Consider the following 25,418-nt stretch of genomic DNA (forward strand, 5'->3'; position numbering starts at 1 on the left):
CTTTCTCTGTGATGAGAGAGGCTTTTTTTATGAGGTAAATTCTTTAGTAGGTGAGCATCTCTACGGTGTTAAGTAACCTTGCGATTTTATCTGAGGTAGAGGAGACCACTGCGTGCTTTTTTACATAGGTTTTAATATCATTAAGGGCATCGCTGTCCTCTATGGTGAGAAAACGCGAACTGTACGATGTAAATACGGGGTCGCTACCCTCTTTGTGTATCACCTCAAAAATGCTGTGATGCCTCGGGTCTTTTTTAATTCTATTCTCATAGAGGTCTGTAAGATATGCCTCATCACCTTCTAGCACTTGAAAAAAATTACCCATCGTATGCAGTAAGATACCACAGATGCCTTTTTTATTGTTTTGAGCATAGGTGTGATCAAAGATCTCTTGTATTTGGGTTTCTGTAAGGTGTGGCGACACTTTGCTTAAATAACAGATGGTGTACATTGTATGTTGGGTTTGATTGGCTTTATAAAAATAATAGTAAATAATTTATTTGTCTAACATATTTTAAAAATAGATAAACAAAATTTCTAATTCCTTTATAGTGAGTAGGCTATGTATACTGTAGATAGTGGTGTGTTGAGGGGTGTGCAATTATTTTCAAAAAAACTCATTAAAAGGTTTTGGTAATTAAAAAAGCGCTGTATATTTGCACCCGCAATCAAGCAGATGGCTTGGTGAGACACTTAAGGAGAAATGGCAGAGTGGTCGAATGCGGCAGTCTTGAAAACTGTTGAGGGTCACACCTCCGGGGGTTCGAATCCCTCTTTCTCCGCAAAATGCCCCGTTATCGCAATGATGACGGGGCTTTGTGTTTTATGGTGCTAAATTAGGTGCTAAAACGCTAGTTTTCTATGAAAGAAAAAAAATAGAATTTGCGTGTTTAAATGCTGGTGTTACTCAAAGTCAAGTAACTCAAAAAAAAATAACTAGTAAAACATCTTACCTACCTACCTAAAAAAATAATTATTCTTCATGTGTTAGAGTTGATGTTTAATTAACTTTTTACTTTTCAAATTACCTATAGTAGAATAATAAGTTTAAAATAAACTCCTATTTATTAATCAATCAGTTCTCTTCATAGAAGTGCAATAATTACTGTAACTTGATGCATAGAAATTTTAAATGGAGTAGGACCTATTTAACCTGAATATAAGAGAGGATCTCATTCAAATCCTCTTCTAGTTTTAGTTTCCAGTCTGCTTGATTCTTAAATGAAGATCCTATAAAGGAAACTTGATAAGAAAATACTATAATTGTTTTATTGCTAAACTCATCAACTACTTCAATGGGTTCTAGAGCTCTGTAACCGGGGTTTAAGATGTGATCTGGGTATAATAATATAATATGGTCACATTGTAGTCTTATGGCGTAAGCGACCATTTGATATAAATCATTTTGACTTATGCCGTTTTTAGGATCGTTACCGCTTAGGTTGAGCATTTTGTATTTTGTATCTGCAATAATACGCTTGCCATTAACCTCTAGAATTAAATCTGGTTTGAGTTTAAAGTTCTTAGATTGATCAAGGGATATTTGTCCGCTTTGAGCTTTTGCAGTGACCTCGTGAAGCTCTTTATCTATAAATCCAAAAATGAAATCCTCAAATATATATTCCATAGGGATGAGGAAGGCAAAGAGTTGCAAAGCATCCTTATAGTTATATGAGACACAATTTTCTAAAAACAAAACACAGTAATCCCTTATAGTCTCAAACTCTTTAAACATAGGGTTAAACTGGATATTTCTACAAGCGCTAGCGCTCATAGTCTCATCAGATACTTCATCTAGTATAAAAAGAATCTCTCTAAGATTATTTTTAGACTGTCTATCTTTTGTGACAGAAAACAGTAATGTGGCTACATACTTTATGCATCTATTAAACTGATTGTCCATTTCAAAACTATCATAGGTGCAAGATATCTTATGAAAGTTTGCTCGTGACAAATTTTCGTTAGTATAGCGAGTGAAATCAATACGACCTTTTACAAATTGTTCTTCTCTGTGTATTTCGACATAGCGTTGATACATTGCATTATTGAGCAGCTCTTTCGTGTATTTACTAAATAGGTAAATAAGTATTTCAAAAAAGTCATTTTTTTCTCCAGAGAGACCCGTCTTATAATTTGGGAATCTTAATTTACGACAGTAGCTAAGCCACCAGAATATATTGGAGTTAATATGCCTTAATGCCTTTTGGTCATATTTCTTTTTTGGGTCATAAAAGATCTTAGGGAGTAAATTTATTACGTCACCTTTGTAATGTATAACCCCAACATATTTATTAGACTTTAGCTCCTTATGCTTACGTAAAAATTGCAAAAAGCGTTGACTTTCAACAATCTCTTCTTCATTTTCTGTAGTGCTGGTAAAGTAGCTAGATTTCTCTCTCTTGCCCCAGATCTCATCAAGAAAGAATTCTAGGTTTTCATATTCGCTTTCGCGAAAGCGTTCTTTATTTTGATATTCAAATAAATTAAGCATCGGCTACTTCATTAAGAAGTTTTAATGGCCAGCCGCCCACTTCTAGCCCTGCTTCTTTTAAGATAGATTTGACTTCTTCTTCATCATTCATAAAGTATTCCAATAGTAGTGGTATCACTTTATTATTTATAGTTGAAGATAGCTGGAAGTTATCACCCATAAAATAGGAGTGTCCTACCGTAAAGTCTCTAGTTTTAAGGTGCGTGATTTGCTCATTGATTTTATTGAGTATATCTGCTCTTTGTACCCCAGAAATAGTACTGTCTGGATACATAGGTATAAATTCAAAACGTCTACGTAGCGCAATATCTAGCAGTGCAATAGATTTATCTGCCGTGTTCATAGTACCTATAATATGCAAATTAGAAGGCACTATAAAGCGTTCTCCAGAAGGTAGGGTACAGGTAAGTGGCACATCACCGTGTGAGCGTTTATCTGGCTCTATAAGAGTTATGAGTTCACCAAATACTCTTGAGATGTTTGCGCGGTTAATCTCATCTATAATGATCACGTATGATGGAACGTCTTGACTTGATACAGATTTTAATAGGTTTAAGTCTATATCTTTAAGAGCTTCTTTTTGTTGTTCATAATCAAACTCTTCGTACTTAAGTTCTGCAATTTTATCTTCATTACTAATATGGATATCTTGATTACTTTCTAAAGTTTTCTTGAAGGCAATAATCTCTCTCAAAGCCACATAGTATACGGTAGAGTTACTACCTCCGATGGCGTTTCTAATGTCGTTATTAATATTTATTATCTTATCTATATCATCATATGCCTGGTAGAGCTTCGTTAATCTCTTTTCTGATACAACATAAGATTGCCCACCTTCAAAGTGTTTAAAACGTAAATTGTTGTTTGAAATAGCATCTAGTATGACCGTGTTGCCCGTTATCGTCTCAAACGACTGTCCAGACTTAAGCGTCTTTAAAAAAGCCTTGTAAACGTCTGAAAAGGGGAGTATTTGTGGCTCTTCTAGTGATGATTGTAGTTCTCTTTCTTTATAAACCCTATAAAATTCAAATAAGGCTTTTGTGGCAATTTTTTTGAATATTCCGTCTGTACGCTCAAAACTAAGTGCCTGGTTTGTTACATCAGGTCGTAGGCCTTGTATAAAGTCTTCATAACTATAGTTTTGATGAAAGGTGATAAACTCTATACGCTCGCCTAGATTTTCTTGAAATATAGCTTTGGCAGTAGCATAATTATCTATGGCTTGTCCTTGGATAATACTTGCTGCTTCAGAGATGGTACGATAGGTCTTTCCTGTACCTGGAGGACCGTAAAAAAGTTGATTAAGTGGTGCTACCATAGTTTTTTTTGCTTTCGCGAAAGCGGTATTAGAAAAATCAATTTGTGGAAAGAGTCGTTTTCTATAATCTAAATCAAGAATAGATTTTTCGAATGAGAGGTTGTTATACTTGTCAAACGAAGATTTTGTAGTGCGTTGGAGTTCTAAATCTATTGCTTGAATACAATCATCTAGATTCTCAAATGCGAGACTAATATCACTAAATCTAGTATAGTAGGGTAGTGGGTTACCACCACTATATTGTGTTGTGTTATCGTTGATACTTTTAGTAGTAATTATCCCAAATTTACCTCTTGAAGACTTATAGAAAAGGGTCCAGCAATAACGCTGTCCTATTGTTAGAGAAAGTCTTTTATCTCGCACATTATTGACAATTCGTGTATCGTTGTATTGGATATTAAAATGTGCTGTGATACGATCTCTGATTGTAAAATATGCTACTAGGTCTTTGTCGTTATATTTCTTTGCGGCTTTTACAAACTCCTCTTGATCGTTTATAAAATTTTCAAAGTAGGTATACTCTTCTTGAGTAGCAGTAAAGTTTGTTCCTTGATTACCTGCTTTTAAATTTTTAACTTCATCTACGTGCTCTAAGTCTTTGCTTAGTAGCGGTATATCTGCATTGTAATGGGTAATCTCAAGTTGAACTCTATCTACTGTTTCATTACCCTCTTGCGGGGTAAAATAATGACGCATTTCAAAAGGTGCTTCTTCAAGTTTACCTACTTCTGATGTTACTTCTGCTAGTGCATAACACCCGGCCTGATCTCCCGTTTGCCATATGATTACCTTGTCACCAGGCTTTATTTTGTCCTTATGAGCGGCTACTTTCCAGCTTTTAAGATGTCCAGCCTTAAGAGCATTTGTAATATTGTAGATTTTTGGATTGCCTTGGAAGATCCAGTAGTTGGGTTCTTTTTCTAAAATTCTAGCATTTTCGATGGCTTCTTGTTGTTTCTTCTTAGAATTCTCTTGTAGTTCTTGAAATCTTTGATTGTCTATAATTAAATTAGGTATTCCTGACTCATCAGCAACTTGTTTGATAATAGGATAGTTTTCTCTTAACCAATTATAAATAAGTTCTGGTTTGCCTTCCTCAAAAATTCCAATATCTACCTGAGCCCTCGTTTTTTTCTGATCCCACTTTACATCTTCAAACTTAGATGCTAATGTTTTATAAAATTTAATTAGCTTCTCATCTTCTTCACCTGGAAAAACGATTGTTAGGTGTGATGTAAAGGCGTTTGTTGTAGGTTTAAAAACCAGACCAACACTTTTGGTGGCATTTGCCCCACCACTTCGATCTACAAGTGCTACAAAGCAATAATCGTTAGTTCCTTGAAAAACTAGGCCTTGAGCAAATTTTCCACCTTTGTAATTTTTGTCCTTTATACTTGCCCGCTGTCTCACAATAAAGTTAAAACTACTATCTACTTTTTCCCTATACTTAAGAAGGTAGGCGTGTATTTTTTGATGAAAGTGCATCTACTATTAATTTTATCTTGTGTTATTTTGATGGAAAGTTGTGTCAGTAAAAATATTAGGAGAGTGAAGCAAGCATATACCCAAACGGTAGTCGTAAGTATTTAAGCACTTAACTTAAAACGGTATTTGTAGGAGGTGCAACATTTTTGTTTCCACATTTACTTACTCAACAATATCACCTTCGCCTGTAATGAAGAAGGCGCCATAGTGCCCGCCACTAAATTCTAAAAATGAGTTATACAATTTTGTTTCTCCACCCATAATTACCTCTTTTGTAAACTCGATACGCTCAATTTCGTCATCACCTACAGTTTTTATACTAGAGGCTATAATTCTTTGTTTAAAATCTGGATAACGTTTAAATAATCGTTGTTTTATTTCCGTGATTTCATTTAATTCCTTTTCACTTCCATAAAAGTTTACATAATCCATATATTCAATGGTTTGATGTGATGCTGTATGATTATTGTGTTTTTCATTCCAATCATAAAGTATAGCAATTGCTTGAGTTTCTTTTAACTTCCAACTTTCTGGCGTTTTAAAAACGTACTCAATACCTTGTAAACTATCTATATAAGGATCAATGTCTTGTCGAGGCATCTTTCCAAACAGGGAGTCATATAAAAATGAAATACGCTCTTCTGTGAAGGGAGTGGTGCTTTGTATTTGGGCTGCTTCATCTTTAGGAGAGTTACCTTTCGATTCATCTTTACCGTCACCTTGACCATTGATACAACTTAATAACAGCATTGAAAATATAAATAGGTAGAGATGTTTCATTTAAATGTTTTTTTAGGTTGTAAAATTTAAAATAATTTGAGGGCTCATAACAAACTTGGTGATTTACTTTAAAGGTCTTATAAAGCCAAGTCTATACTCAGCTACTGGGGTTAAAGGATTACTAAACTTTTATTCAGCAGCCGCGTAAACTTGAATTTTACATCCCCGACATCTTATCCTTTTATTTCCATCTGGGGATTTTATAATTTCAGGTACATGTTTTTTATAATTAAAGTCTGCACTCATAATTTATAAATTGTATAATTGGTATATTTTACTTTCAACTAGCATTCCCAGAATTAATATCCCCAATTATTTCAAAAATGCGGTCTGTTTGAGTTTTGCTAAAAACACCATCAATAGCTTTTGGGTGGTAACCTGCAAAGGGTGATTCATAGAGTTTTGCTGGATCAATTTTACCTTTAGAAGTAAGAAAACTTTTAATAGTGTCTAGAAATCGTATTTGCTTGGAGTCGAGCTTGTATTTATTTATAAAGTCTGCAAATGCTTTATCAACCTTAGCTTGAGATAGACCGACTAGTACTAAAATGGTTTCAACGAGGTTAATCGGATGGCCTAAATCTTTTTCAAGAGCTTCTTTATCTACAGATGAGAATAATAGCTCCTCTAATGAATTTAATTCTGCTTTTGTGATTTGCTCTCCATTATGAATACGGCGTATAACCAAGTGATCTTTGTTCTCACGTATGATTTCTTCTAATCTATAGTAATTATTAGCATACTTAGGCTCGTTAGTGCCAGTATTTCCTGCACTAGCAGTACTAAAACCTTTAGGCTCTCTTATAATCACTTTTGATTCGTCTAGCTCATCTTCAAAATTTGTTGTGACATATGGTTGGTCCTCCTTGTCAATATATTTTATCAAGTCCCGTAGACCTTTACGTAAATGCTCGAGGTGATTAATTCCAGGATTAAGCCAGAAATGTTTTTCAAGCGGTAACTTAATGACTTCCATTCTATCTTTTACTGCTGGGATGGTAGTTTTTTTAAGTAGCTTTCGCGAAAGCGAACTTACCCTCATTATTTGATTACTGAAACCAGCTACAAAACTAGAATCGTCTTGGTTTTCAAGACGCTTAATCATTAAAGTATATAATAGTCTATCGTAAAACTTTGCAAGAGCAGTTTCCTCTTTACGCGGTTTTACTAAGGGGAAAAGAATATCTTGTATTTCTGTTATATCCTTGTTGTCTAAATGATCCCAGAGTGCTCTCTTACCGTCTCCATAATCAGTGACTTGTTTTATTTTCATACGGACATCAAACCTAGTTTTATCTAGCAGAACAACTTCTTGAAATAGCTCATCTAGTAGGTTAGTTCTGTAGGTTATATATTCTGGTTTCTCTTCAAACTGTGGTTCTTTTAAATACTGAGCAAGATGTAACTTGAGTCTTAATACTTTTTCAGTAATTCCTATTTGAACATTTGATTCTATGCCTTCAGGATTTTCTTCAAAGAATTCAAAGTTTTGACATAAATCAAAAATGAGAAATTCCTTTTTGTCTTCACCAGGTCCAAAAAGATCTGGACTTAAACGTGAGCCACGACCAATCATCTGCCAAAATTTAGAATATGATTTTACAGGTTTATAAAAAATCAGATTTACCACCTTAGGGGCATCAATACCTGTGTCCATCATATCTACAGATATGGCTATCTGTGGCAGTAAGTCCTTCTTATCTTCACAAAATCGCTCAATAAATGTTTGGGCTTTGGGCGTTTGGTTAGTAATAACTTTCACATACTTATTTCCAAACTGCTCCCTATCCATTTCTAGGAGAACGTCTCTTAAAAACTCTGCGTGTTTTTGTGTTCTGGCAAAAATTATGGTTTTACCTATCTCATCACCGCCATTTACCTTAATTCCGTGTTTCAAAAAGTAGGATAATGCCTTGATTGCTGTAGGCTTGTTAAATAACCACTTGCCTAGTTCAGTCTTTTGTATGTGCTCATCTCCAGAAGCTTTGCGTCCTTCTAAAAATTCATCTTCAAACTTCAATTTATCCTCCTCACTTAGCTCGCTATATTTTATACCCTTACGTAAAAATTTTACCGGTACGTCGTGAACTTTGTAAGGGCTTAGAAATTTTTGTGCGACTGCCTCGTCAAAATCATACGCATCTGTAGGATTATCTTTTGCGAGCCCAAAAACATCATATGTATTATGATCTATAGAACCTTTAGGTGTTGCAGTAAGACCCAAAAACAAGCCATCAAAATATTCAAAAATGGTCTGATACTTATTATAGATACTTCTGTGCGCCTCATCTACAATGATAAGGTCAAAGTGGCCTACACCGTAAAAACGTCCATCCTCGCTACGACTAGAGTCTATGAGACCCATTAAGGTCTTATATGTCGAGAATACAATTCGTGCATTTGTATCATCTTTTGTCTCTATAAGATTTACTGTAGAGTGATCGGGTAGGAGATTAACAAAGTTTCGCTTTGCTTGCTTTACTAAGCTTATGCGATCTGCAAGAAAGAGTATTCTTTTTGCCCAGTTTGCTTCAAGTAATATTTTAGAAAGACTAATGGCAGTTCTTGTTTTTCCTGTGCCAGTTGCTAGTACTAGAAGCGCACGTCTATTTGTTCCTATAAGTTGCCCTGTGCGGGTATCACTTCCTGCCCAGTGCTCTGCAACAGATCGTATAGCTCGCATTTGATAAGGTCTGTCTGTGATTGCCATATCAATAGGCATCGCGCGTATATCTTGTCTATTCTCTCGCCTCCAGATAATGGTCTGGAGTTCCTTTTTAGTATAAAATCCAAATACCTCTCTTGCAGATTTATAAAAACAGTCGTCAAGTAGATAGGTCTCAAAACCATTAGTATAATAGATAACAGGTCTCTGTCCATACATTTCCTCAAGACAATCTGCATACAGCTCAGCTTGATTTTCTCCTTGAGTGGCACTTATAAGTGTTTTTTTTGCTTCAACTACCGCCAGTGGTTTTCCGTTATCATCCCACAATACATAATCTGCATAGCCTAGACCACTAGGATTATCTGTAAGAGGCATTCCTCTTACTTCAAATTCTTTTACATTAGGTGCATCTATATCCCATCCAGCTTCTCTCAATAAAACATCAATAAAGAATTTCCTAGTGTCTGCTTCTGTTGTAGGGTTAACTTTTTCAATCTCTTGCGTAGCTACTTTCTTAGTAAGAGCTTGTGACTTTTTAAGTTCTTCATATTGAAGTCTAAGGATTTCATTTTCTTTGACCTTCTCAGCAAAGGCCTCATCTTTTGCATTTATTTTATCCTGTATTTTATCAATCTCTTGATAAAACATCTTTTGTTGTTCTTCTATACGCTTGCGCGAAATTGCATCTGCACCTTCTTTAGGAATTAAGTCATATTCAAAAATACCTAACCCCGCGACTGGGACTTCTTTATATCCACTAGCCATCCAGCGCAAGAAATAATATAAATGGTCTATAATTTTTAAAGAATCTTCTTCTGAAACCTTACGATTATGAATAGCAAAGTTTCCTACGATTCGTATACTGTCGATTTGGGAATAAAAGTTGTTGTTGAATTGCGATCGAAACCCTCTCTCTTTCATTAATAGATTAAGATCCGGGCGATAGGGTAGTGTCAGATTGGGGTCTTCGTTGTAAATCCAATAGACAGCAAGTTCTAGAGCCATACGAGAATGAGCCAACGAAGTACGAGGATCTGTATATGCAGTGCGCTCTGCTGTGAGACATCTGTCATAAATTTCACGATCTACGGCCTCAATAAAAGAAAAGTTTGAACTCATAATCAGTTTGTTAGTTTCTCAAATATCGGTATTTTTTGTAGGTAAATTCTATAATTATAGAAATGTATAAATCTAGAATTATATTTTATAATTTTTTTGAGGATTCCCGTAGTAAGTGAATGTAGTTCAGCAGGATTTTTATGTTTCTTTTATAGGTGTTCTCAATCTGGTGGCACATAGCAATACCTTCTGTAGATTATTATTGGATTTTTAATACTGGGCAAAATCTTATAATAAAAATCACTTTTTTGTAGCTAAAAAAATCTTGTAAGCATTAATCGCTCTTATGTGTTCTGGAAATTTAAAATCATCCAGTTTTTCAATACTTAAAGGATTATTTAATACAAACTCTTTTATTGTTTCAACATCCATATGAGCGTTCATAGCGTTTCTTTCATTAAGGATATAATCTAAGTTTTCGGGAGTCAAATTTGATTGGTCGATAGGTTTTATTCTTGAAAGATCAAAATGCTTTGGATGGTAATTTATTGTTGTAACACTACCTAAGCTTTCAAAGGCGTCTATTTCTATACAGAAGTCATCTATATTTATAATTGCCCATTCTATGTAGCTAGGTTGGTATTTATAGATTTCCTTTAGTTCCACACCTTTATTTTTACCATATGGCATTTTTTCTGAAGGGTTATAAATTGTCATAGCTATTAGTTACATTATAGATTGCGAATGATTAAAGTTAACACACATATCATATTTTAGATATAACCTTCAAACACATCTAGTAATATATTTTTCCAGTTTTGAGGTATATTTTCCCATTTGGTTTCCCATTTAGAAACATATTCATAAGCCTTAAATGGCTTCTCGCTATTTGCTTTATAATCTAAAACATCTTCGATGTTTTCTTCTAATATTATCACCTTTCCATATCCTTGAGTAGCCTCTAAAATAGGGTTGTTAAATTTTTCTGCGCCAGGGGTTCCCTTATCTCTATCGTGAATTACAATGGGATGTATACCCATTGATATAAGGTATTTTACTAAACCGATAATTGTGGCTTTTCCTCTAGCTTTAACTATTTCAAAGTTCGAAGTAATTCTATGTTTAACCTCCTTTGGAAGACAATCTAGTGATTCCCTCAAAATAATATCTTCTGTATCTCCCTCAACGATGACCACAGTTTCGGTATAGAAAACTCTAGAGATGTAGTCATCTATTTTTAGTAACATTTTGACATACGTTTTATCGTCATCTTGTAACTTTTTAAACCCCTCACTAACTGAAAATGGGGTGTTGTTTACAGATTCATCAACAAGCGAAAGTCTATTAAGGACCTGCTTTGGCTTTCTAGCTATATCAATAAGGTAAGGCGAATGAGTAGAAGCAATAATTTGAGAATTAGAATCACTCAATTCATAAATGGCATCTCTCATTTGGTTTGCTGCGCTAGGGTGTAGATATATTTCAGGTTCTTCAAAACATATAATAAGCGAACGATCTTGGGCGTCTTCGTGTCTAGATAGCCATTGTTGTCTAAATCTAAGCATCCCAAAGACTGCAGCTCTAACCATTCCAGTTCCTTGATTTTCTATCGACGTTCTAATATTACTAGACATCTCAACATTAAATGTTGGTCTTATGGACGAAATCGGATTACTAAGGTCAGTACTCGCGTGAAGCGCTGTATCAGGAAAAACACTCGATAGAACACTATTGAGTTCAATCATCATTTTTCCGAATTCCGAGCCTTCATCATTTGGATCCATTTCATCAGATAATAATTTTAGATGCTTTTGTGCTTCTAGAAAATTATCAGATTTGTCACGCACGGTGTCAAATAGTGATTTAAGTGTTTTACTCAAAACTCCTGTTCCCGAACCTTGAAGCTCGGCTATAGATGTATCAATAGGAATCAGTAAATATCTAGGCAATTTATTTATTACAATAGGCATAATCCCACCAGGATTAGTCACCCAAGCTAGTTCGTTTGAAACATCCCATATTTCATCAAAGTTTTCAAGAGACTTAAGCGCTTTGGCAGATTTACCGACTTTTTTGGTTAAATCATCAGATTCTCCTTCAACAACTTCCTGTGGAACTCCGACATCAATATAATCTTGCCATGTTACACATTTTTTAAATTCTTCCTTAAGAGTTCGTACTTTAGTTTGTAGTTCCGGTATAGCCGTACCACCAATTGGATATGTTCTTTTGTAGACTAGTGAAAGCCCAGTTTCATCTTCACTCTCATAATTTAATATCCTCCCTTTAAAACCTCTCCAAGTTTTTGCTTCTATTGGTACATTTCTGAACTCTGCTTCTAAAACAATTTTTTTTGCAATTGGAATAGATTCCCCAGACTCTTCATCAAGCTCTGAATAATATTCAGAGCTATCAAGAGTTTTACTCCCGGATAACAATATACCTATAGCTTTTAAAACAGAACTCTTTCCAACATTGTTATGACCAATAAGGAATGTTGCATCTCCAAAAGTTATGTCAACATCTTTTAATCTTCTAAATCCCTGAATTTTAATTCTGTGTAATCTCATAGTTTTTAATTTTCAACAAAGAAAGAACCAAACTGTGCAGTGATTCTGCATAGCTTAAATTTTTATTAAATTCCCTAAGAATTTTTTATAATTAGAATTTAGTCACTCTTTTCATCTCTTTATGATACCTCAAGAAGTCAAAAGTTTTCAGCTTTACTTTACTCGCTGTTAATCCTTTTGTCATAAGCGCTTGTTGAGAGGGGTGCAGGGGATTTTCGGATTTTGTGATATCTATACACCAGTAGTTTACATCTAATAATTTTAGTTGCTCCCCTATAATTACTATAGACTTTTTTAGGTAAGGGAATGACCAATCTACAGTGTTACCCCAAGCGACTAAAACATTATTAGCTTTAATGACCTTACTATCTACAACGCCTCGTAATAAATTTGCAGTGCTCGCTATATCTCCGTCTCTCAAGGTATCACTCAATAAGCTTGGATTGGAAGCGCGTTCTGGAGAAAGATTAAACAAAACCCAGCCATCATAACCATTTGCTGCTGCAATAGTATCTATGTTTTGTGAAGTGCCATCTAGTTCAAATTGATTTGCGGTGTTAGGATTTAAACATATCACCACTAGATTATTTTTTCCTTTTTTTGATAGTAAAAAACGTTTGTAAATGTCATCTTGTGGTTCGCATATATACTTTGGGAGAGAACTGTTTTGAGTTAATACTCTAGATTTGATTGTATTTATTTTTGCCTCTGCTAGCCTTTTTTTAAACTCAAGACCTGCAATTTCTTTTTTGAGATATTCAATCTCTTCTTTTTCACTCTTTGATAGCATAATTATAATTTTTGAATCAATAATGCCTCATCAAGTTGGATAAACTCATTAGTGTCTTCATTATGGTCTATCCAAGCGTAGGGATAGATTCCAGATTGAGGGTCAATAATATCTATCGCTGCGTTCCAGTAATTTGAAGTATTTACTCCAGAGGGATCTAAGAAAAATATTTTGCTAATTTTATCATTCACTTCTTCGTATCCTACAGCTAGAAGCCAGTGTCCCATATCTCTATTTTTTACACCAACAACTATTGGGGCATCTTTTTGTAAGCCCTCAATTATAAATGGAATAAGCGATTTACCACTATTTAGATTTTCATCTGTTTTTATAACCTTGCCAAAAGAGTTGTTTAATAACGTATTAAGTTCTGTAATGTGGGTTCCAGATCGAAATAATGTATCGTGATCACGCATACCTTTTACAAGCTTTCCTAGGCGAGTACTTAGTTTTATATTCCAGAGGTCATCTATATCTTCTCTTGATATCTCGCCAGAGATTAATAAGGCCATAAAGACACAGTAAGGACCGCAAGCTCCATCTACATCACCTTGCTTTAAGAATATAGGGATATACTCATCACCTAGTATTGTAGTTACTTTCCCCGCATTGATGTCTAAGGATGATATGATTTTAACTTGCTTCATATTTACTTTTTACTTTTCACCTTGTTTATTAACGAGCTTGACAGCTTCTTGGTGCTCCCTAGAATATTGAGAGCCATAGCTTGGGCTGTAGGTATTTTACTCATTATAGACTCCAAATTTTCAAAGGCTTTTTCAATATTTTCCTTATTTACCTTATCTACAGTTAACTTTTCGGTTTCAATAATCTGAGGAGAAAACAGGGGGATGCCATTTGAGAAAATTTGATATTTATAACCTATGGAAATAGATTTCTTATTTTTCCAAAATGTATTAGCGTCTATTTCTTCACTCCAAGGATATACTTGAACGGTAAACTCTTTATGCTTAAGTGCATCGTTATATCCTTTTTGATATTCTTCTCGTAACCTAGAATTATGACTTTGAGTTAAATTCTCTAGTTTTAGATTTGTTTTATTTATAAGTAACAGCTGTCGCTTGTTATGACCTCTATAAAGGCCATAAGCTACTATTGCACATATAATAGTGGTTACTAAAACCGATATGATAATTTCTTGAATCATATTTACTTTTTTCGAATGTATATTACTCTTCCTACACCTCCATTTTTCTTTACTGCATCATAAACACCAGCACTACTTTCATATTTCATCTGGCTGGGCTTTACGCGATTAAGTTTAGTTGGTTTAGACTGTCTTTCTACGCCCTTTAGTATTGGGATCAAGGTTGCTTTATGGGCGTTCCAATTATCCATTGTAAACATTATCTTTTTTAAATTGACATCTGACGATAGTTCAAAGGTTTTGATTAAAAAATCATTAGAAACATTTAAAGCGGCTGCTAGTTTTATTAAAGGTTTATTTACTGTCAAATAAAGAAAATTTTGAATTACACTCTTTTTGTGTGATGAACTGACAAGGAATTGTGGTTCCTTTTTCTTTAAATTGCTTACACCACCTAATTTATAATGAACTAATTTTAGATTAATTGCAGAAATGGCAGCCTTTCTTTGTTGTTTAGTTGGATATAGCTCAGATATTTTAAGTTTAAGATTCTGAAGATCTTCTTCTTCAAAATAATCCCTCTTAAAAAAATCAGTTACTTCAGGAAATTCAAAAATCATATTATTTATTTTACACCAACTCCCCCTTAAAAGCCTTTTGCAACAAGCAATTAAACAAATCTTCACTTTCTTGAAGCTCTTGTTTGGCAAGTGCTTTTTGTTGCTCGATTAGCGCTATTTTATTTGCGAATTGATTTTGTAATTCAATAGGTGGTTGTATTATCTTTAATTCTCTCAAATCTTTTAAATTAATTTGAACAAGTGTTGCACCTTTAGAGAGTCTCTTAATTTGATTTTGGATTCTTTTTGTCTTATATAAATAATAAAAGTAAAGTCTATTAGAAATTTTTTTGTCAAACCAAATTGGTACAATTCCTCTAGTTACATTGGCCCCTTTAAGACTATCATCGGCTATTGAAATTACACCGACGCTACCCCTGACCGATAATAATATTTCTCCACCTTCTAAAATTGTTCGTGAAAACTTGTTAGAGATTGCAGGATCAATCTTTTTCAAATTATCAACTGAGATATATTGACTTGTTAAATCCACAGGTCGAACGCAAGGGATTCCGTTTTCATATTCATCCCCTGGCTGGACAATTCCATATGTTAATGGGCAATTACTTGATACTAAATTAGCGAATCTCGTTTTTATCCATTCCTTAGGATTCATCACAGGATCCCCAAACATCTCCAGAAAAATAGATTGCGCGAGCAGGTCATACTCTTTAAGGAGTTGTGCCGTGGTATCTCTCAAGGCAGCGGCATCATCAAGAATCTGAGCAATGCGCTTTTGAGTTTCTAGGGGTGGGAGAGGGATTTCGAATGTTCCAATTTTCTTTGTGCTTATATTTGGTTGTGCAGCCCCTCCCGCATTTCTTAGAATTTCACTTTTTAAAATATTTAGGTAATAATAAAAATATCGACTATTCAACGTATCTGATTCTCCACTTTTAATTAGTCCGATACGTTGATTTAAGAGACTTGGGAAGTCAAAATTATATATACCGTATTTGCCAGTTGTAGCACCTGATAATGCAATAAGTACATCCCCTTTTTCAACAATAAAATCATTTTTTGATTTTAGATATTTAGCATCAACATATATTTGATTATCGTTAATATATACTTCTCCATCATTAAAATTCGATATACGTAATAATGGTATTCCCTTGGTTAGGTAGTCTTTACTCTTGAATGCAAAACCATTTTTGATAGCGCAAACAGTAGTTAATGTTTGAGTTTTTTGTTTCATTACCAATTCTGTGCTAGCTGTTGCATAAGATCAATTCTTTCTTCCGACAATTTGTTTATCCTTCCAATTATCTCAGTAGGCGCATCATACTCCACCTCCTCATACACAATTTCCTTGTAACGATTAATAGAAAGATCCCAGTCATTCTCTTTTATTTCGGCTAGCGGTACTAAAAATGATTGTGAGGTACGGTCTGCATAGTTATGGGTGCAGGTGCCGTCTAGAAAGTTGCTAAATCCTAGGTTTTCAGGAGTGTCTTTTACTTGCAATAACTCTCCTTCGGCAGTATGCATTTTCTCAAAGTAGTCACTTTTAAGGTATTTGTAGTGATCTAGTATTTGTGGGAGGTTAAAGTTGTCGTGTAGGGTTTTAAGTTCTTCTGAGGTCACTTTCGTGAAAGCGTCACCAAAAGAAAAAGCGTCAAAAGTCTCTGCATCTACTAGTAGGTTACGCTTGTCATCTAGTGACTTACCATCTGCCAGCATATCATAAAACCATACGTGGTCTGTACCTCCAGAACCTGTTTTTGTAAAAATCATAATGGCAGTACTTACTCCCGCATAGGGTTTAAACACTCCACTAGGCATAGAGATCACTGCTTCTAGTTTATGGTTTGCCACGATCTCCTCACGTATGCTCTTATGTGCTTTACTACTACCAAAGAGGACTCCATCTGGCACAATTACCGCCGCACGGCCACCCATTTTCATTTGGCGTAACATTAGGGCAAGAAAGAGTAACTCTGTCTTAGATGTGCTTGTAACCGTCTTAAGGTCGCTGGCAATACTCTCTTTATCTATGGTTCCTTTAAAAGGTGGGTTTGCAAGTACAAGTGTGTAGGCATCTGCAATGTCATTATCCTTAGAGACGGCATCTACATCTATAATATTAGGCGCTTCTACACCGTGTAAAAAGAGGTTCATAGAGGCAATACGTAACATCGTGGCGTCAAATTCCATCCCGTTAAACATCATCGTGTCTATGTGCTCCTTTGCAGCCTCGCGCTCCATCACATCATAATGGGTGTCTATATATTCTTTTGCTCCTACAAGGAAGCCTGCAGTACCCGCACTGGGGTCACAGATGGTATCTTCTAGTGTAGGTTGCATTAATTCTACCATTAACCGTATGATGTGTCTAGGTGTACGAAACTGCCCAGAGGTACCACCGCCTTCCATCTTAGAGAGCATATACTCAAAGATGTCACCCTTTGCATCTTGCTCATCCATATCTAGCTGGTCCAGCTGCTCAATCACACTATCTAGCACTTGGGCTTTCATCCCATAGCTGGCGTTACGCATATGCTTTGCAAAGGCACTGGTCTCCACACCAAGATTACGTAAGAAGGGGAAGATACCGGACACGGTATCTGCAAAGAGCATATGGCGAGTGTTTACATCCATCTCCTTGATATTCTTCCAGCGAAACTGTTGTTGTTCTTCATTAAAAATTGGAGTGAAGTCTACACCGGTACGCTGCTTTTTGAGTTCGCTACGAGTTTCTACTTCATCAAGGTTTTTAATAAATATGAGGTAGGAGAGTTGCTCTACAATTTGTAATGTATTTGAGATACCTCCGTTCCAGAAAGTGCCCCATATGGCATCTACTTTTGATTTATGTGTGGTTGTGATCATTTATTGTGGGTTGTGTTTTTTGTTTTTATGCTTTCGCGAAAAGGGGAATGGTTAGATACAATTAAATAAACATATTTTCAGGTTCATTAATCCAAGTATTCCTTTTTTATAAACTTAGGTAAGAAAACGAGTAATTCAAGCATTGTATGCGCATTAGATAAAAACTCATATTTAAGTATGTCATTTTCATTTAAATGAGAATATTCGCTGGTGCTTTCCTTCAGTTTTCTCAATGAACCTTTAATCGCTCTCGGTATTTCTTTATCGTAGCTATGTTCAGTACCATCAAGTGCGGTTGTATTCAGCCCCTCTAAGAAACGTACACAATGTGCAAGATTTGGAGCTCCATCATTTTTAATTAATGCATCTGGTATTATTTGATACGGTTTGTTTAGTGATTTTAGAATAGCCTCAAATAGATCTCTAATAACTGGAATGTTCTTTTTGCGATAATCACGTTCCATAAGACAAGAAATGATATCTACAAGTAAATGTTTGTATTGTGAATCAATGATTCCAAAATCGAAAATTTTAAAAGCCTCGTTATACAAAGTCCTCGCTTGCATTTCTTTTTGTTTGCCCGCGTCTTTAATTATTGATTCTAAAAGTTTTTCATTTCCATCACCTTTAATGAAATATTCTCCAAAGGACTGCTCAAATAGCTCGCTATCGACATAGTCTGGTTGTCCTGTAAAAATATAAAATGGTAAATATGAGTTTACATTTAATTCTATTAAATAATCGCGAGACTTTTTAAGGCCCTCTAGATTGGTATCTAAAGAATCCTCCTTAAGTTTAACTTTTGCGTCTAGAATTACTGCGTGGTATTTACTACTGTTAGCTTTTAACATAGCTATCCCATCTATGCTATTATCTACAGCGTCAATGTTTATATCTCTTTGTTCTGCATAACCTATAAAATCTTGCTGATCTTTCCACTGGTCATCTATCCATAATACACTAATCATTGCTATTATTTTTTAGTTGTTCAGTTATTTTGTCAAAAGTGGCACTATTTACCGCGGGGAAATGTAAGATGTATTTTATAGGGAATGCATCTTCGGGATCACTAATTATTTCGAAGTAGGCATTATGTTTTTCTAATACCTGTTTAATATCAGACCCGCCAATACCAGTACCTGAACTCCGTGAACTCTTTTCACCTCTTGTAATTAACTTATTATACGTAAAGCCCTCAGGCATAGGGTCACCGTTGTTTGAGATTTCAAGAATAAGCTCCCCTTTTTCAAAATCATTCATTATAGACGTGGCAATCACATACTCCTTTGATGGATCAGTAAAGCCGTGATAAGCATTGTTAATGATGTTAGAAAAAACAATAAGAAAGTCTTCTTTGTTCATTTCGATCTCTGCATTAAAATAGCCCTTTTCTGTAACAAATGAGGATTCATCCTTATATGTCTTGCTAAACTTGAAGTTGTCAAGACTATTAAAACGCCTAAGAGCAGACGACACTAATTTGTCTAGCGACATTTTTTCAACTTTAACTTGCTTTTTTTCATTATCTAATGATTTTAGTAATGTATTCATTGATTCTATACTTGCATTCATATGCTCAAGATGTTCCCTAAAGGTTATATTAAGGTTTTTACTATAGATTATATCCAGATCAAGGGCTTTCCCTTCATTCTTCAAGAGAAATGATTTAGTACCAGCAGCATTTGATTTGAGATTATTTAAATATTGTCTAAGCGAATGATTTAAAGACTGATAATTACGTAACGCTTCATCTTTTGTTTTAGCAATTAGTTTATCAAACTCTCGCTTGTTTAATTGAAAATTATAATGTGTATCTCTTAGGAAATTTAACTTCTCTAACTGCTCTTTGAATGAAGGGATCTCAATTCTGATTTTTTGAATATCGTTTTTGTTCATTATAAAAACTGAACTCATACTATTATAAAGCTTTAGTTGCTCCTGTACAGTATCACTTAGCAATGTGTAGCTTATATATTCTAGGCTAATATCTTCATTATACTCTGGATTTGGTATGAAAAAATTCGATAATTGACTAACATAGATTGGTACTCCTGCATATTCAAATAGCGCGACTTTTAGATCACTACCTCTGTTGATTATTATTAGGCAAGTTTGAGATATCTCAACTGCAGACTTTGGAATTTTTACAGATTCTATTTTAGAGATGTCTACAATTAAGCTAGACTCGACTTTTTGATCAGATCCAAATTGGAAATATTTACCAGTAATATTTTCCTTTTTATAAATTCTTTTTGGATTTAGTGACTTTAGAATAGTCCCTAACAGTTCTCCCTTAAAATCTTTTGTGAAATAAAGATTGGGGTGTAGTTGAGTACCTTTAATATCTGAAATGGAAACCCGTTTAATCGATTCTGAGTTGACATCCTCAAGAATTGCAGCCTTCAAATCTGAAGAAACAAGTATCTTTTGTCTCCTATTAGACTTGACAAATGCATCCGCTTTTACAAAGGTGACATCTTTAGGAACCTTTTTACTTTTATTAAGTATTAATATAGAGAACGCTATTCCACTATTAGGAAGTAAACCTCCTGGAAATGATATAACCATATCAACTAAATCATCATCAATCAGTTTTTTTCTAAGCTCCTTATGATCTTTTCGCTCGCTTATGAGGAAAGTATTTGGTATAAGTAATAGAATTTTCCCTTTACCTGAGGTTGATTTAAGAGAATGGGCTATTAATTTATCTTCAAAATTTGATATTCTGAGCCCGAAGGGAGGAGAGGCTACAAACAAATCAACTTTTTTATTAAACTCTAGTTTTGAATCAAAACTATCTCCGGAGTAGACTGCTTTGTGCATTTTATTTTTACGCAGCCAAAGTCTACAATTTGCAAGTGCTGCAATTCTCTCATCTAACTCTTCACCAACATAAACACTATTTTCATTACTATACATTCCAAAAGATGCTAAACCTGCAAATGGATTATAAATTACCTGTTCGGAGCTAGTCGCCGTAATGTCACAAATAAACTTTGATATTTCTTCAGGAAGTATAGTGAGGCCTGCATTCCTACCTTGCGTTTCGAGGTACCTTTTTAAGAGAATTTCAAAAAAGAGCGGAAAATTTTCTTTCCCAATATTATAATCTGTTTTTAAAGCATATGAACTTAAAAAGTTTAGCTTTAAATTTTCAAGAAAAGCTGCCGGCCATCTTTTTATAATGTCATTAAATACAGAATTAGTTTCTTCGATAATGTACTTATCGTCTTTATCTTCAGTTAATTTTAATAAACCTTTTGCAAGACCACCAAACAAGCCGTTTGAATTTGGTAAAAGATTAGTCTTTTCTAAATGAGTATTCGTTTTATTAAAATATGACAATGCAAGTAAATAGAGAAATGCATCAAAGCTTTCAATTGAGATGCCAAACGTTTTAAATTCCTCTTGGATTAAGCGCCAGTATAAGTCTATATTTTCTTTTTGCATCGTATTAGTCATTCTAAAGTTTGTTTCTATTGGTAAAAGTATTATTTAAGTGTGCATTGAATTTGCATACTTTAAAAACTATCTATAAATGTCATCTCTCCATACCAGGTACACTCAAAAATATCTATAATATCATCGCCTTTAAATTCAAAATAGAGGGCGAGTGTTTTTTGAGAATAGTCTCCAGTAAATAAGAAAACAGGCTCTTTGCACTTGCAACCATTACAAATGTCAGAACTTAATAGAAGTTCTTTATCTCCAGCATCTTTGAAAACCTGAAATTTTGATTGTAGAATTTCTGTAAATTCAAGTAATGACACATCTTGATACGTCTTTGTATTGTCTAAAAGGGTATTGAGGTTGTAGGAGTCAAAGTTTTGAATGGCAGCTAATACATTATGGAGTAAGGAAGTTGTACGTTTGATATGTTTCATAGGTAGTCTTAATTGAGATTATCAAATTTTTCTTTCATAGTAGGATTTCCATAAGTTAATTTCTTAATGCTCAAGTCTTCCGCCTTATTATTTGCGAGACGCAGGTTGTTTTCTGATTTTGTTAGTGCCTCTTTAATCTTATTTAGGTGTAAAATACTCTTGTCAATTTCCTTAATTGCAGTCCCAAACTGTTTGCTGGCCAACTCATAATTACGTGCAAATCCAGTTTTAAAGGTTTCAATTTTGTCTTCGAAATTTGTTATGTCAATATTTTGATTACGCATACGAGACACCTCAGATTTGTACTCTAAAGTATTAAGCGCAGCATTTCTTAGGACGGTTATAATAGGAATGAAAAATTGAGGGCGTATGACATACATTTTCTCATATCTGTATGAGACATCTACAATCCCATTATTGTACAGTTCGCTGTCAGACTCTAGTAGTGAAACGAGGATGGCGTATTCACAATTTTTATCACGTCGGTCTTTATCAAGTTTTGCAAAGAAGTCTTCATTTCTTTTCTTGGAAGCAGTTTGATCATTTTCATTTTTCATTTCAAACATTATTGAAATAATCTCATTGCCCTCTTCGTCGTGTTCTCTATATATAAAGTCACCTTTTGTACCTCCACTAGCATCGTTATCCTTTTCAAAATAGGCATTTGGAAAAGCTGTAGCACGTATTTGATTAAACGAAGTCTCACAGTGTTGTTCTAAGGTTTCACCTAACATCTTTGTTGATAGCTTCTGTTTGTAATCCTGCAGGCGTTTAATCTCATCTTCTTGCAGACGAATTGCTTGCTCCTTTGCTTGTAGTGCTAAAGAATGTTGCTGTTCTTGAGTACGTTGTTTCAGTTGTATTTCTATATCCTTATTAGACAGGTCATTTAGTAATCTATCTCTTTCTTGTTCAACCTCTTTAAGGGCATTACTTATATTAAGCTTTTCTTCTGCCTTTTGAAGTTGTAAAGCACTTTTAAGAGCATCTCTCTCCTTCTCAATTTCAGATATAGCCTTGTTTGTAGCAAGTTTTGCTTTGTCCTCTAATGTTTTAAGTTGTGCCTCTTTCTGAGCTATTTCATTGTCTTTTTTAGAAATTTCACTTGCGAGTACTTGTTTACTTTCTGCTTCAAGCTTTATAATCTTTTCATTAAGATTAGCAATAAGGTCTTTAGATGAATTTTCTGTTTCTGCCTTGGTAAGAGCGATAGCTGCATTCTTTTCATTATCAGCTTGCCTAAGACGCTGGTTGAGCTCATCATTAAACTGTTGGTCGCGTACTTGCTTCACAATATCTGTATAGACACTATCGTCTACTTTGAAAGTCTCTTTACAATTTGGACATTTTACACTAGTATTTTCAACACTCATAACTTATTCTTTTTTGATTACGTTGTAAAAGTAATTTTAAAGTATGCACTCATTGTGCATACTAATAATTTTCTTTCATCTGTTTGATTTTTTCCTTCATCTTCTGTTTAACAGATTCTGGAGAAACTACTGTGACATCTTCGCCAAATGATAAGAGTAGTTGATATAATTCCCGATTTGGAATTACTTCAATAGTTCGGGTAAGCCCAGATGGGTCTGTAGTAACCTTCTTTTGGGTAGCACCGTGTATAGGCTTTGTATCAATATATTTTATTCTACTTTCGCGAAAGCGTAAGGTGATCAATACTGGCTCTTCATCACTTTTAGATACTCCTATCATTTCATCAAAATAATCTCCCCAGTCGATATGTGTCTCAATAAATTTGTTGTCATTTGGTAGAATATCAATAATACGATCCAAGGCTAAAGTGGTCAACCCGGAATATCCATTCTCAGAAATTTGATGTCCAAATAGAAACCAACGGTTATTAAATTGTTTTAAGTGATAGGGATGTATGACTCGATTTTCTGCTTGCTCTTGATTAAAAGACCTGTAGGTAATTTCAAGTACTTTTTTTTGAATAAGATAATTGTAAATTTTCCCTACCCAGGACTGTCCTACATAGTCTCTATTAGATTGATAGCTTATAAGCGAGCTGTAATCACTATGTGCAAATTCAAAAGCTGCCTCTATACGAGGAAGAAGTTCATCTAACCATTCAAAATCTTCTCGGTATCTATATCTTGATAGTATAGATAGTGTTGTTTTGAGTTGCTCTTGGTCTGACTGATTGAGAGGATGATCTGCCAATGAGAATTTTGGATCTGCATAGCGATATATTCTTTTCTTACCATCTTTAAGGTCTTGAGCTAACTCAATACTAAAGCCTTCACTAGATTCCATAAATGCAATGTCATATTGCATTTGCCTCAAAGCAATGCCCTCATATCCTAATTCTACAAGTTCGGAATTGATTGTATCCAAAAGCTTTGTTTTGGTGTAATTTATTCCTGGATTGCTAAAGCACCTGTCTAGAATAGAATACCTTACTTGAGCTCCTTTAGTGATTGCCATTAAAGAGGTGTGGATTATATTATTAAATAAACTTTTACAGAATCCTAAAATAGCAATTCTAATCTGTAGGAAATTACGGAAAACCGTAAAATTCTAGAAAAATATAATTCTAGTAATGTAGTTTTCTAGAATTGTAGAATGATGGAGGACCTACTTATTCTTCCTCCTTCGTTCTAGCTTTGCTGTGACTTGCCAGCCATACATTGGTACCTCTTCCTGTCTTAAGGCAAAAAGCATACGATCTCTATATTGTCCTCTAGACATCAGCCAGCAGGTATTTTGATCTATAAGAAGATAAAGCTCAGAAAAGCGAGGATACTCAGCTAGAGAATGTCTAAATCGTTCTAGAAACACCTCCTTACCCATAGCACGCAGCATAAAGGTTAAGGCTACTGGGTCACGATTTATAATGGTTATTTTGGGTTGTAAAGGCATAATACCAAAATTAGGAATTATTCCTAATTTTGGTATTGATTTATTGTCTTAACTTTAAATAAATATTTTGGACTATGTGTTATAAAACCGCCTTAGATAAAAAAGCAGAGGAGATTACTAAACAAACTGGAAGATCGTTTCATATACCTGAAGAGTTTACACCCTATAAGCATAATGATGCTTTTACTAAGCCTAATCTCTATATTATACCTCAAGATGCACCTGCTAAGATTTATCCGGCTGTATGGGGCTTGGTTCCAGATTTTATAAATACTGCAGACAGCTCACTAACTCCCAGTGAGTATGTAAACAGGTACAAAACTTTTAATGCGAGAGGGGAGGAGTTCTTTGAAAAGCGCTCCTATAAATCTAGTGCAGAAGGCCAAAGATGCCTCATACTAGCCGATGGTTTTTATGAACCACATCATTACAAAGGAAAGTCACAACCCTTCTTCTGTTATTTAGAGAACAGAGCACTATTTGCCTTTGCTGGTCTTTACACGAAGCTAGATCACGAATTATACACCACTACAATCGTTACAGTGGAGGCAAATAAAACTTTTGAACTCGTGCATAACAATAAAAAAAGAATGCCTCTTGTGCTAGATGATAGCCTTCAGGAAGTTTGGATTTCAGATCTCAACACAAACCAGGTAAACGAGATTGTAACATCTGGCTTTACAAACACTCCATTTCAATATCACCCAGTGACCAACGAAATTTATAAAAATAGAACGATGCAAGGCGACAAGACCCAAAAAAGAGTTGATGCCTTTGATCCTCAGTTTAATCAAGGGAGTTTGTTTTAATTAATATCTTAAAGTTTTGGATTTAGTATGAAATATTTTTGGGGTAACATAGAAGCGTAAAAAACTAGCCCTCATCACAGTGCAAATAAGCTCTTAAAACAAGCCTTTGCCATCATAAAAT

The 25,418-nt window shown here is 34.6% G+C and carries 20 protein-coding genes and 1 tRNA gene; 2 read left to right on the forward strand and 19 right to left on the reverse strand.

Annotated elements, in window-relative coordinates; all coding sequences use genetic code 11:
• Positions 1 to 43 precede the first annotated feature (43 nt).
• Positions 44 to 451, reverse strand: coding sequence for a BLUF domain-containing protein (locus MED134_RS00310; RefSeq protein WP_021779394.1), 408 nt, complete (start codon positions 449 to 451; stop codon positions 44 to 46).
• Between the two features lie 246 nt (positions 452 to 697).
• Between MED134_RS00310 and MED134_RS00315 the strand changes: the two genes are divergently transcribed.
• Positions 698 to 782, forward strand: a tRNA-Ser gene (locus tag MED134_RS00315).
• 362 nt (positions 783 to 1,144) lie between these two features.
• Here the strand turns inward: MED134_RS00315 and MED134_RS00320 are convergent.
• The 18 genes from MED134_RS00320 to MED134_RS00405 all read right to left on the reverse strand — a co-directional run bounded on the left by MED134_RS00320 (position 1,145) and on the right by MED134_RS00405 (position 24,488).
• On the reverse strand, positions 1,145 to 2,491 hold the full coding sequence (locus MED134_RS00320) for an McrC family protein (protein WP_021779392.1): 1,347 nt from the start codon (positions 2,489 to 2,491) through the stop codon (positions 1,145 to 1,147).
• Positions 2,484 to 5,294 carry an AAA family ATPase gene (locus MED134_RS00325; protein WP_021779391.1) on the reverse strand — a complete coding sequence of 937 codons (2,811 nt, stop codon included), beginning with the start codon at positions 5,292 to 5,294 and terminating at the stop codon, positions 2,484 to 2,486. Before MED134_RS00325 ends, MED134_RS00320 begins: the two co-directional genes overlap by 8 nt.
• A gap of 162 nt (positions 5,295 to 5,456) precedes the next feature.
• On the reverse strand, positions 5,457 to 6,074 hold the full coding sequence (locus MED134_RS00330) for a hypothetical protein (RefSeq protein ID WP_038596677.1): 618 nt from the start codon (positions 6,072 to 6,074) through the stop codon (positions 5,457 to 5,459).
• Positions 6,075 to 6,354: 280 nt separating this feature from the next.
• The gene (locus MED134_RS00335) at positions 6,355 to 9,861 is read right to left on the reverse strand and encodes a DEAD/DEAH box helicase family protein (RefSeq protein ID WP_021779389.1); all 3,507 of its coding nucleotides are present in this window, start codon (positions 9,859 to 9,861) and stop codon (positions 6,355 to 6,357) included.
• 240 nt (positions 9,862 to 10,101) lie between these two features.
• A complete protein-coding gene (locus MED134_RS00340) occupies positions 10,102 to 10,518 on the reverse strand; it encodes a hypothetical protein (protein WP_021779388.1) in 417 nt (138 codons plus the stop codon).
• Positions 10,519 to 10,574: 56 nt separating this feature from the next.
• On the reverse strand, positions 10,575 to 12,371 hold the full coding sequence (locus MED134_RS00345) for an ATP-dependent nuclease (protein ID WP_021779387.1): 1,797 nt from the start codon (positions 12,369 to 12,371) through the stop codon (positions 10,575 to 10,577).
• Between the two features lie 91 nt (positions 12,372 to 12,462).
• Positions 12,463 to 13,161: a DUF1643 domain-containing protein gene (locus MED134_RS14610; protein ID WP_021779386.1), complete on the reverse strand. Its 699-nt coding sequence runs from the start codon at positions 13,159 to 13,161 to the stop codon at positions 12,463 to 12,465.
• Positions 13,162 to 13,163: 2 nt separating this feature from the next.
• The gene (locus tag MED134_RS00355) at positions 13,164 to 13,808 is read right to left on the reverse strand and encodes a hypothetical protein (protein ID WP_021779385.1); all 645 of its coding nucleotides are present in this window, start codon (positions 13,806 to 13,808) and stop codon (positions 13,164 to 13,166) included.
• A 2-nt stretch (positions 13,809 to 13,810) separates the two neighbouring features.
• Complete coding sequence (locus MED134_RS00360; protein ID WP_021779384.1) at positions 13,811 to 14,329, reverse strand: hypothetical protein; 519 nt, start codon at positions 14,327 to 14,329, stop codon at positions 13,811 to 13,813.
• A gap of 2 nt (positions 14,330 to 14,331) precedes the next feature.
• Positions 14,332 to 14,889: a hypothetical protein gene (locus MED134_RS00365; protein WP_021779383.1), complete on the reverse strand. Its 558-nt coding sequence runs from the start codon at positions 14,887 to 14,889 to the stop codon at positions 14,332 to 14,334.
• A 10-nt stretch (positions 14,890 to 14,899) separates the two neighbouring features.
• Complete coding sequence (locus tag MED134_RS14615) at positions 14,900 to 16,087, reverse strand: restriction endonuclease subunit S (RefSeq protein WP_021779382.1); 1,188 nt, start codon at positions 16,085 to 16,087, stop codon at positions 14,900 to 14,902.
• Positions 16,087 to 17,721: a class I SAM-dependent DNA methyltransferase gene (locus tag MED134_RS00375; RefSeq protein ID WP_021779381.1), complete on the reverse strand. Its 1,635-nt coding sequence runs from the start codon at positions 17,719 to 17,721 to the stop codon at positions 16,087 to 16,089. The genes MED134_RS14615 and MED134_RS00375 overlap by 1 nt, the downstream gene beginning before the upstream one ends.
• Positions 17,722 to 17,807: 86 nt before the next feature.
• Positions 17,808 to 18,689: a hypothetical protein gene (locus MED134_RS00380; RefSeq protein ID WP_021779380.1), complete on the reverse strand. Its 882-nt coding sequence runs from the start codon at positions 18,687 to 18,689 to the stop codon at positions 17,808 to 17,810.
• Positions 18,682 to 21,171, reverse strand: a complete 2,490-nt coding sequence (locus MED134_RS00385) for an N-6 DNA methylase (RefSeq protein ID WP_158407692.1) — start codon at positions 21,169 to 21,171, stop codon at positions 18,682 to 18,684. The genes MED134_RS00380 and MED134_RS00385 overlap by 8 nt, the downstream gene beginning before the upstream one ends.
• A 71-nt stretch (positions 21,172 to 21,242) precedes the next feature.
• The gene (locus tag MED134_RS00390; protein ID WP_021779378.1) at positions 21,243 to 21,605 is read right to left on the reverse strand and encodes a hypothetical protein; all 363 of its coding nucleotides are present in this window, start codon (positions 21,603 to 21,605) and stop codon (positions 21,243 to 21,245) included.
• Between the two features lie 8 nt (positions 21,606 to 21,613).
• Positions 21,614 to 22,978: a DUF2130 domain-containing protein gene (locus MED134_RS00395; RefSeq protein ID WP_021779377.1), complete on the reverse strand. Its 1,365-nt coding sequence runs from the start codon at positions 22,976 to 22,978 to the stop codon at positions 21,614 to 21,616.
• A 61-nt stretch (positions 22,979 to 23,039) separates the two neighbouring features.
• The gene (locus tag MED134_RS00400) at positions 23,040 to 23,903 is read right to left on the reverse strand and encodes a helix-turn-helix transcriptional regulator (protein ID WP_158407693.1); all 864 of its coding nucleotides are present in this window, start codon (positions 23,901 to 23,903) and stop codon (positions 23,040 to 23,042) included.
• A gap of 300 nt (positions 23,904 to 24,203) precedes the next feature.
• On the reverse strand, positions 24,204 to 24,488 hold the full coding sequence (locus tag MED134_RS00405; protein ID WP_021779375.1) for a hypothetical protein: 285 nt from the start codon (positions 24,486 to 24,488) through the stop codon (positions 24,204 to 24,206).
• A gap of 74 nt (positions 24,489 to 24,562) precedes the next feature.
• Here MED134_RS00405 and MED134_RS00410 point away from each other — a divergent pair, with 74 nt between their 5' ends.
• Complete coding sequence (locus MED134_RS00410) at positions 24,563 to 25,297, forward strand: SOS response-associated peptidase (RefSeq protein WP_021779374.1); 735 nt, start codon at positions 24,563 to 24,565, stop codon at positions 25,295 to 25,297.
• Positions 25,298 to 25,418: the final 121 nt, after the last annotated feature.

The organism is Dokdonia sp. MED134, from assembly GCF_000152925.2.
Lineage (GTDB): Bacteria > Bacteroidota > Bacteroidia > Flavobacteriales > Flavobacteriaceae > Dokdonia.